The organism is Sphaerisporangium sp. B11E5, assembly GCF_039871875.1.
Lineage (GTDB): Bacteria > Actinomycetota > Actinomycetes > Streptosporangiales > Streptosporangiaceae > Sphaerisporangium.
Map to the genome: position 1 here is coordinate 1 of NZ_JBDPMD010000085.1, position 17,064 is coordinate 17,064.

Below are 17,064 nucleotides of genomic sequence, written 5' to 3' on the forward strand. Positions count from 1 at the left end.
GGTGGGGGTGGGGGGGATTGGGGGTCGGAGGTGGGGGTGTGGAGGGATGCCAGGAGGGTGGGGCGGGGGCGGCCGCGCCACAGGAGGATTTGGAAGGGGTCGTCGTCGAAGGATTCGGCCAGGAGGTAGAGGACGGCGGAGAGGTGTTTGCAGGGGTGGGACCAGTCGGGGCAGGTGCAGGTCATGTCCAGGGAGGTGGGGAAGAGGGGGAGGCCCAGGGTGTCGAAGACGTCGACGATCTCGGGGGGCATCTCGCCTGCCAGGAGTTTGGCGCGGTAGAGGGCTCGCGCGGAGAGTTCCTGTTCGATGCGGGTCCAGGCGGCGTCGTCGTAGGCGGGGATGGTGATGGTGATCTGGTACGGCTCGGGACGGGATCCCTGGACCTTCGCGCGCACCGTTCCCGGGGCCAGGCCGATCTCCAGGACCTGCCCCTTGCGGGCGTACGCGCGGCCACGTGAGAGGCGGCCTGGGTCGCAGACGGATTCCAGGATGTCGATGAACCGGCGCGACCACCACTGCTCACCGATCGTGCCCCGTTTGCTGCGCGCTCGCAGTCCACCCTCGACCCTGATCGGCGCCGCCGCCTCGAACCATCCGTCCTTGCCCATCGGCATCTCAGCTCACTCCCCCGGACGACCGATCCGCACCCGCACCCATCTCAGCCTCCACGCCTCGATCCTCGTCTCCGCCCACCGGCCCCTGCCCGGCCGCCGACGCGCATCAGGGGATCGCTTCCGGGGAGAGGCGGAACAGGTCATGGAGCTGGGTGGTGGTCAGTTCGGTCAGCCAGTCCTCGCCGGTGCCGATGACCGAGTCGGCCAGGGCTTTCTTGCGTTCGATCATTTCGTCTATGCGTTCCTCCAGGGTGCCGGCGCAGATGAACTTCCGGACCTGGACGTTGCGGTGCTGGCCTATGCGGAACGCGCGGTCGGTGGCCTGGTCCTCCACGGCGGGGTTCCACCAGCGGTCCACGTGGATCACGTGGTTGGCGGCGGTCAGGTTGAGGCCGGTGCCGGCGGCTTTCAGGGAGAGAAGGAAGATCATGGGGTCTTCCTCGGTCTGGAAGCGGTCCACCAGCTCGTCGCGGCGTTTCTTGGTGAGACCGCCGTGGAGCCACAGCACGGGACGGTCCAGGTGGGCCGCGAGGTAGGGCTGGAGCATGGCGCCGAACTCGGCGTACTGGGTGAAGACGAGCGCCTTGTCGCCTTCTTGCACGATCTCTTCGGCGAGTTCTTCCAGGCGGGCGAGTTTGCCGGAGCGGCCGGTCAGGCGGGAGCCGTCCTTCAGCAGGTGGGCGGGGTGGTTGCACACCTGCTTGAGGCGGGCCATCGCGGCCAGGACGTTGCCGCGGCGTTCGATGCCCTCGCTGCTGTCGATGCGGGCCATCATGTCGTCGAGGACGGCCTGGTACAGGCTGGCTTGTTCAGGGGTGAGGGTGCACCAGACCTTCATCTCCAGCTTCTCGGGGAGGTCGGAGATGATGGTCTTGTCGGTCTTGAGGCGGCGCAGGACGAACGGGCCGGTGGCTCTGCGCAGCGCCTGGGTGGCGATTTCGTCGCCGCGGGACTCGATGGGCTCCTGGTAGCGCTCGCGGAAACGGCGGGCGGGGCCCAGCAGGCCGGGGTTGCAGAACTCCATGATCGACCAGAGCTCGGCGAGGTGGTTCTCCACGGGGGTGCCGGTGAGCGCCAGGCGGGTGCGCGCGGGGATGGACCGCACGGCCTGGGCCTGGCGCGCGCCGCTGTTCTTGATGGCCTGGGCCTCGTCGCACACGACGCGGCCCCAGCCGAACACCGAGAGCGCGGCGGCGTCGCGAAGCAGCGTGCCGTAGGTGGTGATCACCAGATCCGCGCCGGCGACGGCCTCGGCGAGTTCCTCCGCGCGGCTGCGGGCCCCGCCGTGGTGGACGTACACCCGCAGGGAGGGGGCGAACCGCGTGGCCTCCTTCTGCCAGTTGTTGATCAGCGACATGGGGCAGACCAGCAGCGTCGGGGCGGGTGTGCCGTCGCGCCGTTCGTCGAGCAGCAGCGACAACGTCTGCGCGGTCTTGCCGAGGCCCATGTCGTCGGCGAGGATGCCGCCGAGCCCGAGCCGGGACAGGAAGCTCAGCCACGACAGGCCACGCTCCTGGTACGGCCGCAGCACCCCGTGGAACCCCTCGGGGGTCGGCACCGGGGACAGGCGCCGCTCGGCCTCCCCGGACAGCAGGTCGCCGAGCTCGCCGTCGGCGTCCACGTCCACCAGCGGCAGTTCCTCGGCGCCGCCGGTGACGACCTCGTGCAGGGCCTCGGCGACGGTCATCTGGCCGCTGCGGCGCCGTTCGAGGGCCGACAACGCCGCCTTGAGCTGCCGGTCGTCGAGCTCCACCCACTGGCCGCGCACCCGGACCAGCGGCACCTTGAGCCGCGCCAGCTCGGCCAGCTCCTCCTCGCCGATGGTGTGGTCGCCCACGGCGAGGTCCACCCGGAAGTCGATCACCTCGCCGAGCCCGAGCCCCTGCCCGGCCGCCGCGCGGGAAGCCTTGGACCTGCTGCGGGTGGTGAGCTTCAGCCCGAGCGCCTTGCGGCCCGCCCACGCGGGCAGTCGCACACCGTACCCGGCGGCCTGCAGCAGGGGCGCGGCGCGGCGCAGGAACCCGAAGGCCCAGGCGGTGTCGATCACCATGCCGGACGGCCGGGCGTCGTCGAGCGCGGTGTGCAGCTCGGGGCAGAGCCGCACGGCGCGGCCGAGCCCGGCGAGCAACGTCTCGTCGGGACGGCCGGGCAGCCCGGGGATCGGCGTGCCCTCCCACAGCAGGGACGCGGGCACGTACAGGCTGGGGTCGTCGACCGACTGGAGGGCGAACTCCAGCTCCCAGCGGTCCTCGTCCCCCGCGGGCTCGATGAGGCGGAAGCACACCCGGATGGGGCCCTCCATGCGGGTCGCCGCGTCGAGCCAGGCGGCGAGGGTGCCCCGCAGCGCCGTCACCTCGGCCGGGGCGGCGTCGGCGATGACGGCCTCGGGGGCGGTGAGGGCGAACAGCCAGCGGTCGGGCAGCGGGCTGGCGCGCCCGGGGCGGTTGCCGAGCAGGAGACGTTCCGGCATGCGGGCCCGGGTGACGGCGTCGGCGAAGCCGGACAGGGCCTCGTGCAGCACCGCGGCGGCGGGCCGTTCGTACGGCGCGGCGCGGCAGGCGGGCGGCATCGCGGCGGCGAGATCGCGCACGACGGTGACGTCGGCCCCGGTCACCACGGGCACCCACCGCGCGGCGTGCCCGCCGTCCTCGGGCACGAGCTGCGGCAGCACCCGCCCCCGCCCCACCAGCGCGCGGGCGTGCTCGGCGACGACGGCGAAGTAGCGCAGCGACCACCCCGGCCCCCACTCGACCGTGCCGGCGGCGTCCGGCGCGGCGTCCCCCTGGGCGGCGGAGGTGCCGGGCAGTGAGCGCAGCAGGTCGAGGGCCTCGGCGGGCGGCAGGTGGAGGGCGGGCACGCGCCAGGTGACGATCTTGGGACGCCGTACGGCGCTCACCAGCCCCGACTCGGGCGACGGCAGCGGCACGGTGGCGGACCCGGGCAGGTGCATGGTCACCGGCTCGGCCGCGATCTCTCCCGTCAGCCCGAGCGCGGCGGCCAGCACGTCCGCCGGCGCGGCGAACGGATGCGTCCGCGCCCCGCCGGTCCGCCCAGGGGAGGCCACCCCCACGACGCGCACCGCGCCGGTACGTCGGGAGGAGCTCTCGTCCGCGACGCGCACCGCGCCGCCCCGTCCGGGAATGGTCTCGCCCGCGACGCGCACCGCGCCGGTACGTCCGGCGGAGGTCTCGCCCGCGCCTGCCGCGGGGGCCGTGCCGGTGTCTTCGCCGGGTGCCGTCGTGTCCTCCGCCCACAAGGTCAGACGGCCGGCGACCCAGGCGCCGTGGACCACGAGCACTCGATCAACTCCGTTCGCGCGGGCGTCGCCTGACCTGCCGGGGGTTCCCGATGATACGTCCAGCCGGAGACGGTGGCGGGTTCGTGGACGAGGCGTGGGATGCGATCGACCTGACGCCGCATAAAGTGCATAGGTGAGTTTCCAGCCGGATGACCTTGAAACGGTGATCCTCGACGGAGGGCTCGCCACGCACCTGGAGACGCTGGGGTACGACCTGAGCGACGAGTTGTGGTCGGCGCGGCTGCTGATGGAGGACCCCGAGGCGATCCTGCGCGCCCACCTGGACTACTTCGCCGCGGGGGCCGACGTCGCCACGACGGCCAGCTACCAGGCCAGTTTCCCCGGCCTGATGCGCCGCGGCCGCAACGAGCACGAGGCGCAGGCGCTGATGCAGCTGTCGGTGGAGCTCGCCGTGGAGGCCAGGGACGCGAACGGCGGCGGCGTGGTCGCGGCCAGCGTCGGGCCGTACGGGGCGTACCTGGCCGACGGCGCCGAGTACACCGGCGACTACGACCTGGACGAGCGCGCGCTGCTGGAGTGGCACCGCCCGCGCTGGGAGGTGCTCGCCGGGAGCGGCGCGGACGTGCTGGCCTGCGAGACGATCCCCTCCTACGCCGAGGCCCGGGTGATCGCACGGCTGCTGGAGGAGACGCCGAAGGTCAACGCCTGGATCGCGTTCTCCTGCCGGGACGACGAGCGCATCAGGGACGGCACGCCGCTGGAGCGCTGCGCCGAGCTGTTCGCCGGGAACCCGCAGGTCGTGGCGCTCGGCGTCAACTGCACGTCCCCGGCCCACATCAAGAGCCTGATCGGCCGCCTGGAGGGCTCCCCGATCATCGTGTACCCCAACTCGGGCGAGACCTGGGACGCCGAGCACCGCCTGTGGCGCGGCATCGCCGACCCGGTGGAGTTCGCCACCGCCGCCGTGCAGTGGCGGGACGCGGGCGCGACATACATCGGGGGCTGCTGCCGCACCACCCCCGAGCACATCCGCCTCATCCGCGACCGTCTCGAACCGTCAACAGAGGACGATCGAACCCGCGTCTGACCGGCCGCCGGCCGTCCTCCCGCCGAGCGGGCGTCACGCGGCGTGACCGGTCACCCCATAGATCGGCATACGCGGTCAGCACCGATGACCAGCGGAGGAATAGTAGCCACTGAGTAACATCGTGGTCATCCGTGAGCACCACGGAGGCAACATTCCCACGGTTGACTCCTGACAGGCACCGACCGACGGCTGTCAACAGGAGGCGCGATGACGTCCCCGCCGCATCCCCCTGAGCGACGGGCCGGCGAACGAGTGGATCCACCCGCGACCCAGGTGGCGTTCGACGCCGCCTCGATGTCCACACGGGAGATCAACCGTTCGCTGCAAGCCCTTCCGCGCGGCCGGGCGGTGGTGAGCAATCCCGCCGGGCGGCACAACCTGGCGGTGGGCCTCGACGCCCCCGTGAGGGTCGAGATCGACGGGCCGGCGGGTGACTACGCGGGCGGCCTCGGCAAGAAGGCCGTCGTCACCGTGCGCGGCTCCGCGGGCCGCGGGGCGGGCGAGAACCTCATGTCCGGCTGCGTCCACGTGCGCGGCTCGGCCGGCCCGAGCGCGGGGTCGTCGGCCCGGGGCGGCACCGTGGTGGTGGACGACGGCTGCGGGGCCCGCGCGGGCGTCTCACTCAAGGGCGGCACCCTGGTGATCGGCGGCGACGCCGGCCCGTTGTGCGGGTTCCTCGCCCAGTCCGGGGTGATCCTGGTCGGCGGGGACGCCGGGCGGCACCTCGGCGACTCGCTGTACGAGGCCGTGGTGTACGTGGGCGGCAGGATCGCGGGACTCGGTTCGGACGCCATAATGGAGGAGATCAACGAGCACGACGTGACCTTCGTGAAGATCCTCGCGGACGGGTACGGTCTCGATCACATCTCTCCTGAGAACATCTCCAAGGTCGTCTCCACCCGGCGCCTCTACCATCTCGACGGTCATGTCGACGGTGCGTACTGAGTGAAGGAGGCCCACCGGATGAGCCACACCTTCTCGCCGGAGATCATCGGGGAGATCCAGGAACGTGCCAGGCTGGGCCACTGCGAGGTACGCGGCTGGGGGGCCCGCCGCGCGGTGCCGGGCTTCGACGACCTGCTCATCCTGACGGCGGGCCTGTCCCCCACGCCGCTGGAGGACCAGCGGGAGCGGTGCGACAGCCGCACGGTGCTCGGCACGCGCAACGCGGCCGAGCCGGTCATCCTGGACATCCCCATCACCATCGCCGGCATGTCGTTCGGCGCGTTGTCGGCGGGCGCGAAGGAGGCGCTGGCCCGGGCGGCGACGCTGACCGGCACCTCGATCACGACGGGCGAGGGCGGGCTGATCCCCGAGGAGCGGGGGGCCGCCAAGACGCTGGTCTACCAGTGCCTGCCGTCGCGGTACGGCTTCGACCCCGATCATCTGCGCACGGCGGACGCCGTGGAGATCGTGCTCGGCCAGGGCGCGTCGCCCGGGGCGGGGGGTGTGCTGCTCGGGCAGAAGGTCACCACGCCGGTGGCGTACATGCGCGACCTGCCCGAGGGCATGGACCAGCGCACGGCGAGCCGCCACCCCGACTGGGCCGGCGCCGAGGGGCTGCGCGTCAAGATCGAGGAGCTGCGTGAGGTCACCGGGTGGCGCATACCGGTGTACGTCAAGATGGGCGCGTCCCGGGTCGCCACCGACGTGCGGCACGCGGTCGAGGCGGGCGCGGACGTGATCGTGGTGGACGGCATGCAGGGCGGCACCGGCGCGGCCCACGACGTGTTCATCGAGCACACGGGCATCCCGACGCTGGCGGCGCTGCGGCTGGCCGCCGACATGCTGCGCGCGTTGTCGGTGGAGAACGAGGTGCAGCTCATCGTCTCCGGCGGCATCCGCAGCGGCGCCGACGTCGCCAAGGCACTCGCCCTCGGCGCCGACGCGGTGTCGGTCGGCGTGGCCGCCCTCATCGCCCTCGGCTGCAACTCCCCCTCCGACGACACCGGCGCCGACGTCAGCCTCGGCTACCGCGCGCTCGGCACCGCCCCCGGCTCCTGCACCGCCTGCCACACCGGCGGCTGCCCCGTCGGCATCGCCACCCAGGACGACATGCTCGCCGACCGCCTGGACCCCGACTTCGGCGCGGAACGGGTCGCCAACTTCCTGCGTTCCCTCACCACCGAGGCCACCATGCTCGCCCGCGCCTGCGGCCGTTCCTCCGTGCACGACCTCTCCCCCGAGGACCTGGTGGCCCTGACGGTGGAGGCCGCCGCCATGGCCCGGGTGCCGCTGGCGGGCACCACCTGGATCCCCGGCGCCAGCTAGGCCGGCCCCGGCCGGGAGGCCCGGCCGGGGCGGCGCCGTTCAGCGGAGGAACGCGGCGGGCACGCCGCCGTCCACGGGCACGTGGAGGCCGGTGGTCAGCGGCAGGCCGCCCGAGGTGAGGGTGAACACCGCCGCGGCGACGTGTTCGGGGAGCACTTCCTGTTTGAGCAGGGTGCGCCCGGCGTAGTACTCGCCGAGTTCCTCCTCGGGGACGCCATAGACGGCGGCGCGGTCGGCGCCCCAGCCGGAGGCGAAGATGCCGGAGCCGCGCACGACGCCGTCGGGGTTGACGCCGTTGACGCGGATGCCGTGGGGGCCGAGTTCGGCGGCCAGGAGGCGGACCTGGTGGGCCTGGTCGGCCTTGGCGGCGCCGTAGGCGACGTTGCTGGGGCCGGCGAAGACGGAGTTCTTCGACGAGATGTAGACGATGTCGCCGCCCATGCCCTGGTCGATCATGACGCGGGCGGTCTCGCGGGAGACGAGGAACGAGCCGCGGGCCATGACGTCGTGCTGGAGGTCCCAGTCGGCGGCCGTCGTCTCCAGCAGGGAGCGGGACAGGGACAAGCCGGCGTTGTTGACGACCAGGTCGACGCCGCCGAACGCGAGCACGGCGGCGCGGACGGCGGCGCGGACCTGTTCCTCGGAGGTGACGTCCACCTCGGCGGCGACCGCCACGTCGGCCGTGCCGATCCCGGCGGCGACCTTCTCGGCGGCGCCGAGGTCGCGGTCGGCCAGCACCACGCAGGCGCCCTCGGCCGCCAGGCGGCGGGCGGTGGCGGCGCCGATGCCGGAGCCGGCGCCGGTGACCAGCGCCACCCGGGTGGCGAGGGGCTTCGGGGCGGGCAGGCGGCGGAGCTTGGCCTCCTCCAGGTCCCAGTACTCGATGCGGAACTTCTCCCGCTCCTCGATGGGCCGGTACGACGACAGGGCCTCGGCGCCGCGCATCACGTTGATCGCGTTGACGTAGAACTCTCCGGCGACCCGGGCGGTCTGCTTGTCCTTGCCGAAGCTGAACATGCCGACGCCGGGCACCAGCACGATCGCCGGGTCGGCGCCGCGCATCGCGGGTGAGCCGGGCACGGCGTGCCGCTCGTAGTAGGCGCGGTAGTCCTCGCGGTAGGCGGCGTGCAGGCCCCGCAGCCGTCCGATCACCTCGTCGAGCGGCGCGGACGGCGGCAGGTCGACCACCAGCGGCGCTACCTTGGTGCGCAGGAAGTGGTCGGGGCAGGAGGTGCCGAGCGCGGCGAGGCGCGGGTGCTCGGCGCGGGACAAAAAGTCCAGCACCTCGGGGGTGGCGGTGTAGTGGCCCACCTGGCGGGCGTCGGTGGAGCACAGGCCGCGCAGCAGGGGGAACAGCGCGGCGGCCCGCGCCTCGCGCGCGGCGTCGTCCAGCGGGGGGTGGACGACCGGGCCGAACGGCTCGGGCCTGCCGTGCTCGGCGATGTACCGCTCGGCGGTGCGGATGATCTCCAGGGAGCGGGCCTCGCACTCCTCGGCGGTGCCGCCCCACGCGGTGATGCCGTGGCCGCCGAGGATGACGCCGACGGCGCCCGGGTTGGCGTCCTTCAGCGCGGCGATGTCCAGGCCGAGCTGGAACCCGGGGCGCCGCCACGGCACCCAGAGCACCCGGTCGCCGTACACGCGGCGGGTGAGTTCCTCGCCGTCGGCGGCGGCGGCGATGGCGACGCCGGCGTCGGGATGGAGGTGGTCCACGTGGGGGGCGTCCACGAGGCCGTGCATGGCGGTGTCGATGCTCGGCGCCGCGCCGCCCCTGCCGAACGCGCAGTGGTCGAACGCGGCGACCATCTCGTCCTCGCGCTCGACGCCGGGGTAGACGCCGGTGAGGGCGCGCAGGCGGTCCACGCGCAGCACCGACAACCCGGCCTCGGTGAGGGTGCCGAGGTCGCCCCCGGACCCCTTCACCCACATCAGCTCGACGTCCGCGCCGGTCACGGGGTCGGTGGCGGCGCCTTTGGCGGAGGCGTTGCCGCCGGCGTAGTTGGTGGTGCGGGGGTCGGCCCCCAGGGCGTGGGCGCGTCTCAGCAGCGCGGCGACGGCGGGGTGCGTCTCGGGGGAGGTCATGTTCAGGCCCCCCATCCGGCCTGGGTGCCGCCCACGCGGCCGGCGACGATCTTCTCGGCGTACCCGGAGCGGCGGTAGGCCCCCATCGGGTCGGGGTCCAGCCCTGTCTCCTCGCGCAGCTCGGCCAGCAGGGGCCGCACGTCGGTGTCGTAGGCGTCCATGAACACGGCGTTGGCGGCGAGCACGTCACCCGCGGCCTGCGCGGCGGCGAGCGCGTCGCCGTCCACGAGCAGGGCCTTGGCGGTGGCCTCCTGGACGTTCATCACCGAGCGGATCTGGCCGGGGATCTTGGGCTCGATGTTGTGGCACTGGTCGAGCATGAAAGCGACGTGGTCGCCGTAGCCGCCGCCGCGCACCACCTCGTACATGATGCGGAACAACTGGAACGGGTCGGCCGCCCCCACCATGAGGTCGTCGTCGGCGTAGAACCGCGAGTTGAAGTCGAACCCGCCGAGCTTGCCCTCACGCAGCAGGAACGCGACGATGAACTCGATGTTGGTGCCGGGGGCGTGGTGCCCGGTGTCCACCACCACCTGGGCCTTCGGCCCGAGCTTGACGCAGTGGGCGTACGCGGTGCCCCAGTCCGGCACGTCGGTCATGTAGAAGGCCGGCTCGAACAGCTTGTACTCCAGCAGGAACCGCTGCCCCTCCCCCAGCCGGTCGTACACCGCCTGGAGGGCCTCGGCGAGGCGGTCCTGGCGGGCGCGCACGTCGTCCTGGCCGGGGTAGTTGGTGCCGTCGGAGAACCACAGCTTGAGGGTGCCCGACCCGGTCTGGTCCATGATGTCGACGCACTCCAGCAGGTGGCCGAGTGCCTTGCGCCGCACCGCGGGGTCGGGGTTGGTGACGCTGCCGAGCATGTACCCGTCGTCCTGGAAGACGTTGGAGTTGATCGCGCCGATGGCGACGCCGTGGTCGCGGGCGTGCCGGGCCAGGTCGGCGTAGTCGTCCACCGTGTCCCACGGGATGTGCAGGGCCACGGTGGGCGCGACGCCGGTGTGCAGGTGCACCTGCGCCGCGTCGGCGATCTTCTCGTACGGGTCGCGCGGCACCCCCTTCTGGGCGAACACCTTGAAACGGGTGCCTGAGTTGCCGTACGCCCATGAGGGCGTCTCGATGCGCTGGCGGCGCAGTGCCGCCTTGATGTCGGTTCCCATGGATCCCCCGATCAATCGAGATGGAAAACGTCGTCGGTCGTGAACATGACCTTCCTCCGGGAGGGGCGGAGTGGGGCGGGTCTGGCAGACGAAGTCGCCGGCGATGGAGGCGTCGAAGGCGGACGGCGGACGGCGGATGACCTCACCGTTCTTCCCGATGGCGCGCCCGCCGAGACGCCCGGTCTCGAACGTCTCACCCTCCGCGCCGCGATCTCGGCCTTGCCGCCGCTCCTGCCCGGCAGCAGCTTGATCTTGCTGCCGGCGGACCCACCGGGAAGCCCGTCCGGCAAAAACGTTTTAATATCGTTGTCTGGATACTGAGGTGCGTCCCGCCACCACGTCAATGGGCGGTGAAGCCCCTGTTTCCAGGGAGCCACCGCCCCCCGGCCCGTCCGGGACACGCGCCGCGCCCCCGGACCAGGCAGGCGCGTTGTGTGATATTCGTACCAAGCCCGGCCCTGTACCGGCTGGCACGTTTTAACGGACGCCCACCAGGTGAGGAGACCTGATGACCCCGGGCACGGTGAGCATCAAGGAGGTCGCCGCACGGGCCGGCGTCTCCCCCGGCACGGTGTCCAACGTGCTCAACCGTCCGCACAAGGTCGCCGAGGGCACCCGGTCCCGCGTCGAGCAGGTGATCAGGGACCTCGGCTTCGTGCGGCACGGCTCGGCGTCCACGCTGCGCGCCGGGCACAGCCGCACCGTCGGCCTGTCGGTGATCGACATCGGCAACCCGTTCTTCACCGACGTCGCCGCCGGCGTCGAGGACTACGCCAGCGACGCCGGGTACGCCGTCATCCTCGGCAACTCCTCGGGCGACCGCGTCAAGGAGGAGCGCAACCTGCGCGTCTTCGCCGAGCAGCGGGTGCGTGGCCTGCTCATCACGCCGTTCGACGACGACCCGGCCCGGCTGGACGTGCTGCGCGACCGCGGCATCGGCGTGGTGCTGGTCGACCACCCCGCCCACCGGCCCGACCAGTGTTCGGTCGCGGTCAACGACATCACCGGCGGGCGCATGGCGGCGGCCCACCTCGTCGAGCGCGGCGCCACCGACCTCGTGTACGTGACGGGGCCGCTGAGCATCCGTCAGTGCATCGAGCGCCGCGTCGGCGCCGAGCAGGCGCTCACCGCGGCCGGCCTCGACCCCGCGGCGCACCTGCGGGTCGTCGAGATGCCCGCGATGAACGCGAGGGCCGGCCAGTGGGCCGCCGAGCTACTGCTCCCCGAGGGAGTGCCCGACGCCGTCTTCTGCGCCAACGACCTGCTGGCGCTCGGCATGCTGCGCGGCCTGATGCACGCCGGGGTGCGGGTGCCCGAGGACGTCACGCTCATCGGCTACGACGACATCGACTTCGCCGCCGCCTCCACGGTGTCGCTCAGCTCGATCCGCCAGCCCACCTACAAGCTCGGCCGCATCGCCACCGAGTTGCTCCTGGACGAGTGCGAGAACCCGGAGAGCCATGCGCACCAGCAGATCATGTTCCAGCCCGAGCTGGTCGTCCGCGAGTCGACCCGGCGCTGAGCGGTGACCGGCGCGCCCGTCACCGTCGCCGCCGTGGACCTCGGGGCCTCCAGCGGCCGGGTGATGCGCGCCCGCGTGCACGACGGCGGGGCGGAGCTGACCGAGGTCCACCGCTTCGCCAACCGGCCGGTGCGGGCCGGCGGCACCCTGTACTGGGACGTCCTGGCGCTGTTCCAGGGGGTGCTTGACGGCCTGCGCGCGGCCGGCCCGGTCGGCTCGGCCGGCATCGACTCCTGGGCCATCGACTACGGCCTGCTGGACCCCTCGGGGCGCCTGCTCGGCAACCCGGTGCACTACCGCGACGGGCGCACCTCAGGGGTGATGGAGCGGGTCGTCGGCGAGGTGGGCGCGGACCTGCTGTACGGCACGAGCGGCACGCAGTTCCTGCCGTTCAACACCGTGTTCCAGTTGCTGACCGAACGGGAGCGGCTGGAGCAGGCGGCGACGCTGCTGCTCATCCCCGACCTGCTGACCTGGTGGCTGACCGGCTCGGCGGGCGCCGAGGTCACCAACGCCTCCACCACGGGCCTGTACGACGTGCGGTCCGGCACCTGGGCCGAGCCGCTGATGGACCGTCTCGGCATCCCGGCACGGCTGTTCCCGCCGCTGCGCCCGCCGGGCACCCCCGCCGGGGTGGTGCGGGCCGGCGTCGCGGACGGCCTCGGGCCGGTGCCGGTCACCCTGGTCGGCTCGCACGACACCGCGTCCGCCGTGGCCGCCGTGCCCGCCACCACCGACCGGTTCGCCTACATCTCCTCGGGCACCTGGTCGCTGGTGGGTGTCGAGCTGCCCGCCCCGGTGCTCACCGAGGAGAGCCGCGCGGCGGGCTTCACCAACGAACGCGGACTGGACGGCACGGTGCGCTACCTGCGCAACGTCATGGGCCTGTGGATCCTGCAGGAGTGCATGCGCGCCTGGGGCGAGCACGACCTGCCCGCGCTGCTCGCCGCCGCGGAGCGCGCGCGGCCGTTCGCCGCGGTGCTCGACCCCGACGACCCGGCGTTCCTGCCGCCCGGCGACATGCCCGGCCGGATCGCCGGGTACTGCCGCCGCACCGGCCAGGAGCCGCCCGCCGACCGGCCCGCGGTGGTGCGGTGCGTGCTGGAGGGACTGGCGCTGGCCTACCGGCGCGCGGTGCGCGACGCGGTGCGGCTGAGCGGGCGCGAGGTCACCGTGGTCCACGTGGTGGGCGGCGGGGCGCGCAACGCGGCGCTGTGCCGCATGACGGCCGACGCGACGGGCCTGCCCGTGCTGGCCGGCCCGGTGGAGGCCGCCGCTCTCGGCAACGCGCTGGTCCAGGCCCGTGCCCTCGGAGTCCTCGGCGCGGCGGGCGACATCCGCGCCATGGTCCGCCGCGGCCACGAGGTGACCGCCTACGAGCCCTCCGGTGCCACCGCCCCCTGGGACGAGGCCGAGTCCCGCCTCATCGCCGCCGCCCCGCGCTGACCCGGGGCGTCGTCAGGAGGGTGCGGCGTCGCGGGACGCGCGGGCGGCGCGTTCCTGCTCGATCTTGGCGCTGGTGGCGTACTTGTCCACGTACTCCTGGCCGGACAGCTCCATCAGGGCGTACATGATCTCGTCGGTGACGGCGCGGAGCACGAGGCGGTCGTCCTCCATGCCGTAGTAGCGGGAGAAGTCCAGCGGCTTGCCGTACTTCACGCCGGGACGGATGCCGAGCTTGGGGAACGGCCGGCCGGTGGGCATCATCTCGAACGTGTTGACCATCGCCCAGGGGATGACCGGCACCCGGGACTCCAGCGCCAGCCGGGCCACACCGGTCTTGCCCTTGTAGAGCCGCCCGTCGGGCGACCGGGTGCCCTCGGGGTAGATGCCGAGCAGGTGGCCCTCGCGCAGGATGCGAAGGCCGGTGCGCAGCGCCGCCTCGCTGGCCTTGCCGCCGGAGCGGTCGATGGGCACGGTGCCGACCCCGGTGAAGAAGGCCCGGGTGAGCAGGCCCTTCAGGCCGCGGCCGGTGAAATATTCAGCCTTGCCCAGCGAGATGACCTTGCGGGGCAGCGGCAGCGGCCCGATGAAGTGGTCGGCGAACGACAGGTGGTTCCCCGCCAGGATCGCGGGCCCCCGGCGCGGCACGTGCTCGATGCCGACGACCCAGGGACGGAACACCAGATGGAGCAGTGGCCCCAGAATGGCCTTCACCACCCAGTAGAACACGCGGGCACCTCTTTCCGGTCATGCGCCGTCACGCCGCGCGCGGCGTGGCGTCATCTTCGCATGCCCCGGGCGCCGTGCCGAATTCCTGTCTCCCCGATGATCGCTTCCGGCGCGACACCGGCGCGCGGGATCTCGCAAGACCGGCCCCGGTCGTGCGACGATCGGGACGAGCCGTACCAGGAGAGGACGGGATCATGCCGCTCATGCCCGGCTCCGCGCCGTACCACCACGAAGGCGGTCAGGTCGGGGTGCTGCTGTGCCACGGGTTCACCGGGACACCGCAGTCACTGCGCCCCTGGGGCGAGCACCTCGCCGCCGCCGGCCTCACCGTGTCCCTGCCCCGGTTGCCCGGCCACGGCACCACCTGGCAGGAGATGAACCGCACCCGCTGGGAGGACTGGTACGCCGAGCTGGACCGGGCGTTCGACGCGCTGCGCGGCACGTGCGCCGAGGTCTTCGTGATGGGGCTGTCGCTCGGGGGCTGCATGGCGTTGCGGCTGGCCGAGGTGCACGGGCCCCTGGTGCGGGGCGTGGTGGTGGTGAACCCCTCCATCGTGAACGACGTCCCGCTGCTCGCGCTGGCCCCGGTGCTGAAGTTCCTGGTCGCGTCGGTGCCCGGGGTGGCCGGGGACATCAAGCGCCCCGGGGTGACCGAGGTCGGGTACACCCGCACTCCGGTCCGTGCGGCGGCCACGCTGCCCCGGCTGTGGGCACTGGTGCGGTCCGAGCTGCACCGGGTCACCCAGCCGGTGCTCGTCTACCACAGCCCCGAGGACCACGTGGTGAAGCCGACGAGCGTCGCGCTGCTGCGGTCCGCGCTCGGGGACAACCTCACCGTCCGCGAGTGCCTCGACAGCTACCACGTGGCGACGCTCGACAACGACGCCCCCGCCATCTTCGAGGGAAGCCTCGACTTCATCAGAACGCACGCCTCGGTACCCTTGCAGAGAGACTGACCCGATCTCGGGGGACCCGGGTCCAGCGGGACGCGGAGCCTCCACCGACCGGCCGGAGCACCACCCACCAGCGATCGCGATCGTGAGCAGAGGAACGAATCGAAGTGACCGGTGACGCCGCAGAGCGATGAGGACGAGGTCTGGCGTCAGATCGTCGCCTCCTTCAACCAGACCGCGGAGACGAGCTCGGCCGTCCAGCCCTGGCCGGACCGCGAGAACGTGCCCGCCGAGGGCCCCACGGCGCCGGAGACGGCGACCGTGGCCGATGTCCGTGAAGACGAGCGGGAAGTGGAGCGGCCCGCACCGCCCCACGAACAGGACGAGCGGGACGAGCAGGACGCGCCCGACGACGAGACGGAGCACTACGTGCCGCCGCCTCCTCCGCCGTTGCCCAAGATGGACGCCGGCACCAAGGTCGCGTGGCTGGCGTTGTTCGGCGGCCCGGCCTACCTCCTGCTCGCCGCGTTGCTGTCCTGGCCGATGGACGGCTGGATCCTGTTCTCCGCCATCGCCGCGTTCATCGGCGGCTTCGTCGCCCTGATCGTGCGCATGGGGGACGGCCCGCCGCCCGACTCCGGCTGGGACGACGGCGCCATCGTGTGAACGGTCACTTCTCCGCCGGCGCGCGGCCGCGGCTCCCGGTGGCGTCCGGGCCGCCGACGCTCCCGGCGCCCGCGGCGTCGCCCGACGGGGTGGCGCCGGGCTGGAACCGCTCCACCACGTCGGTGTAGCGGTCACGCTCGTCGACCACGTGGCCGACGGCGAGGGTGAGGTCGCCGACGTGGGTCACCGCCTGCAGGCGCACCGTGCGGGGGCGGGGCGACGCCTCGCCGCGCACCACCTTCCATTTGCGGCCGTCGCCGCGCAGCAGGTACGCCGCGCCGGGGTGGGCGGGGTCGAAGCCGGAGATCCAGAAGTGGCCCTTGCCGTCGCCGGTGACGCCGTACAGCTCGGCCCGCCCGCCGGGCACCGCGGCGCGGCTCCAGCGTTTGCCGTTCCACTCCAGCACCAGTGGGGAGATGTCTCCCTCGCCGTGGTAGACGCCGCCCACGGCGACCGCCTTGCGCGGCCCGTCGAGGTAGACGTCGCGCAGGTAGCCGCCCTCGACCTCCGGGGCGGCGACGTGCTTCCAGGTCCCGCCGGTCGCGCGCATGATCAGCGGGCCTGACTCGTCGTCGCCGACCGCCCAGCCGTCGCCCTTCTCCGTCACCGCGACGCCGTACAGGGTGCCCTTGCCCTTGCCCTTGATCTTGGCGATGCTCCAGCCCTTGGCGCCGGCGGTGGCGATGAGCGGCTCGCGGCCCCGGGCGCCGACGGCCACCACGCGGCCCGGCACGGCGGCGACCCCGCCGAGCCAGTCGCCGGTGCCGAACTGCGGCACGCTGACCCGGTCGAACACCGAGCCGTCGCCGCGCACGACGTACGGCAGGCCGTCGTGGCCGTCGCCCACGGCCCAGATGTCACGCGGCGAGACGGCCGCGACCGAGCGCAGGTGACCGGCGCCGGACGGGTCGTTGCGAATGCCGGCCTCGGTCCAGGCGGCGCCGTCCCAGTGGGTGAGGACGCTGCGGTTCTGCCAGGCCTCCCAGACGTCCTGCTGCCCCACGGCCCAGATGTCGGTGGTGGACAACCCCACGACGTCCGACAACGAGCCGTCGGTGCGCAGCCGCGCCGTGGCCGACTCCTGCACCAGCCCCGCCGCGGTCCTCTCGGCATGCGGACGACCAGGGTCGGCGTGAGCGTGCGCGACGGACGTCGCGCGGAGGGGAGGGCCGGCCACCGCGGCCAGCAGGACGCACAACGACAACGCGCGCCGCGGCAGGCGGCGGGACATGACCAAATCGTACGTGCGCGGATGTCAACTCCGCGTGAAGTATCGCCAGTGTTGGCCGAACGGTCACCGGACCGCACCCAACCCGGAACCCCCCGAACCCCCCACCCCAC

At 72.9% G+C, this 17,064-nt stretch carries 14 protein-coding genes; 8 read left to right on the forward strand and 6 right to left on the reverse strand.

What is annotated here, in order from left to right; all coding sequences use genetic code 11:
• A partial coding sequence (locus tag ABGB17_RS38035; RefSeq protein WP_347639103.1) for an SWIM zinc finger family protein occupies positions 1–614 on the reverse strand: 614 nt, incomplete at its 3' end.
• Positions 615–720: 106 nt separating this feature from the next.
• The gene (locus ABGB17_RS38040; RefSeq protein ID WP_347639105.1) at positions 721–3,912 is read right to left on the reverse strand and encodes a DEAD/DEAH box helicase; all 3,192 of its coding nucleotides are present in this window, start codon (positions 3,910–3,912) and stop codon (positions 721–723) included.
• Between the two features lie 163 nt (positions 3,913–4,075).
• Between ABGB17_RS38040 and mmuM the strand changes: the two genes are divergently transcribed.
• The 3 genes from mmuM (at position 4,076) to ABGB17_RS38055 (ending at position 7,231) form a co-directional block, all read left to right on the forward strand.
• The gene (mmuM, locus tag ABGB17_RS38045; protein ID WP_347639107.1) at positions 4,076–4,960 is read left to right on the forward strand and encodes a homocysteine S-methyltransferase; all 885 of its coding nucleotides are present in this window, start codon (positions 4,076–4,078) and stop codon (positions 4,958–4,960) included.
• Between the two features lie 207 nt (positions 4,961–5,167).
• Complete coding sequence (locus tag ABGB17_RS38050; protein ID WP_347639109.1) at positions 5,168–5,905, forward strand: hypothetical protein; 738 nt, start codon at positions 5,168–5,170, stop codon at positions 5,903–5,905.
• Positions 5,906–5,923: 18 nt separating this feature from the next.
• Positions 5,924–7,231, forward strand: coding sequence for an FMN-binding glutamate synthase family protein (locus ABGB17_RS38055; RefSeq protein ID WP_347639111.1), 1,308 nt, complete (start codon positions 5,924–5,926; stop codon positions 7,229–7,231).
• A gap of 39 nt (positions 7,232–7,270) precedes the next feature.
• Here the strand turns inward: ABGB17_RS38055 and ABGB17_RS38060 are convergent, their stop codons facing one another.
• Both ABGB17_RS38060 and rhaI read right to left on the reverse strand, forming a co-directional pair.
• Entirely contained in the window at positions 7,271–9,313 is a 2,043-nt protein-coding gene (locus tag ABGB17_RS38060; protein ID WP_347639113.1) for a bifunctional aldolase/short-chain dehydrogenase, read from the reverse strand.
• A 2-nt stretch (positions 9,314–9,315) separates the two neighbouring features.
• On the reverse strand, positions 9,316–10,470 hold the full coding sequence (rhaI, locus tag ABGB17_RS38065) for an L-rhamnose isomerase (RefSeq protein WP_347639115.1): 1,155 nt from the start codon (positions 10,468–10,470) through the stop codon (positions 9,316–9,318).
• Between the two features lie 39 nt (positions 10,471–10,509).
• On the opposite strand from rhaI, the gene ABGB17_RS38070 reads away from it, so the two are divergent.
• The 3 genes from ABGB17_RS38070 (at position 10,510) to ABGB17_RS38080 (ending at position 13,438) form a co-directional block, all read left to right on the forward strand.
• Positions 10,510–10,791 carry a hypothetical protein gene (locus ABGB17_RS38070; RefSeq protein WP_347639117.1) on the forward strand — a complete coding sequence of 94 codons (282 nt, stop codon included), beginning with the start codon at positions 10,510–10,512 and terminating at the stop codon, positions 10,789–10,791.
• Between the two features lie 187 nt (positions 10,792–10,978).
• Positions 10,979–11,992 carry a LacI family DNA-binding transcriptional regulator gene (locus tag ABGB17_RS38075; protein ID WP_347639119.1) on the forward strand — a complete coding sequence of 338 codons (1,014 nt, stop codon included), beginning with the start codon at positions 10,979–10,981 and terminating at the stop codon, positions 11,990–11,992.
• Between the two features lie 63 nt (positions 11,993–12,055).
• Positions 12,056–13,438 (forward strand): rhamnulokinase family protein, encoded by a 1,383-nt coding sequence (locus ABGB17_RS38080; RefSeq protein WP_347639129.1) that lies wholly within the window; start codon positions 12,056–12,058, stop codon positions 13,436–13,438.
• A gap of 12 nt (positions 13,439–13,450) precedes the next feature.
• Here the strand turns inward: ABGB17_RS38080 and ABGB17_RS38085 are convergent, their stop codons facing one another.
• Positions 13,451–14,164: a lysophospholipid acyltransferase family protein gene (locus tag ABGB17_RS38085; protein ID WP_347639121.1), complete on the reverse strand. Its 714-nt coding sequence runs from the start codon at positions 14,162–14,164 to the stop codon at positions 13,451–13,453.
• A gap of 194 nt (positions 14,165–14,358) precedes the next feature.
• On the opposite strand from ABGB17_RS38085, the gene ABGB17_RS38090 reads away from it, so the two are divergent.
• Both ABGB17_RS38090 and ABGB17_RS38095 read left to right on the forward strand, forming a co-directional pair.
• Positions 14,359–15,120 carry an alpha/beta fold hydrolase gene (locus ABGB17_RS38090; RefSeq protein WP_347639123.1) on the forward strand — a complete coding sequence of 254 codons (762 nt, stop codon included), beginning with the start codon at positions 14,359–14,361 and terminating at the stop codon, positions 15,118–15,120.
• 111 nt (positions 15,121–15,231) lie between these two features.
• On the forward strand, positions 15,232–15,723 hold the full coding sequence (locus ABGB17_RS38095) for a hypothetical protein (protein ID WP_347639125.1): 492 nt from the start codon (positions 15,232–15,234) through the stop codon (positions 15,721–15,723).
• A gap of 4 nt (positions 15,724–15,727) precedes the next feature.
• Here the strand turns inward: ABGB17_RS38095 and ABGB17_RS38100 are convergent, their stop codons facing one another.
• Positions 15,728–16,954 (reverse strand): hypothetical protein, encoded by a 1,227-nt coding sequence (locus ABGB17_RS38100; RefSeq protein ID WP_347639127.1) that lies wholly within the window; start codon positions 16,952–16,954, stop codon positions 15,728–15,730.
• Positions 16,955–17,064: the final 110 nt, after the last annotated feature.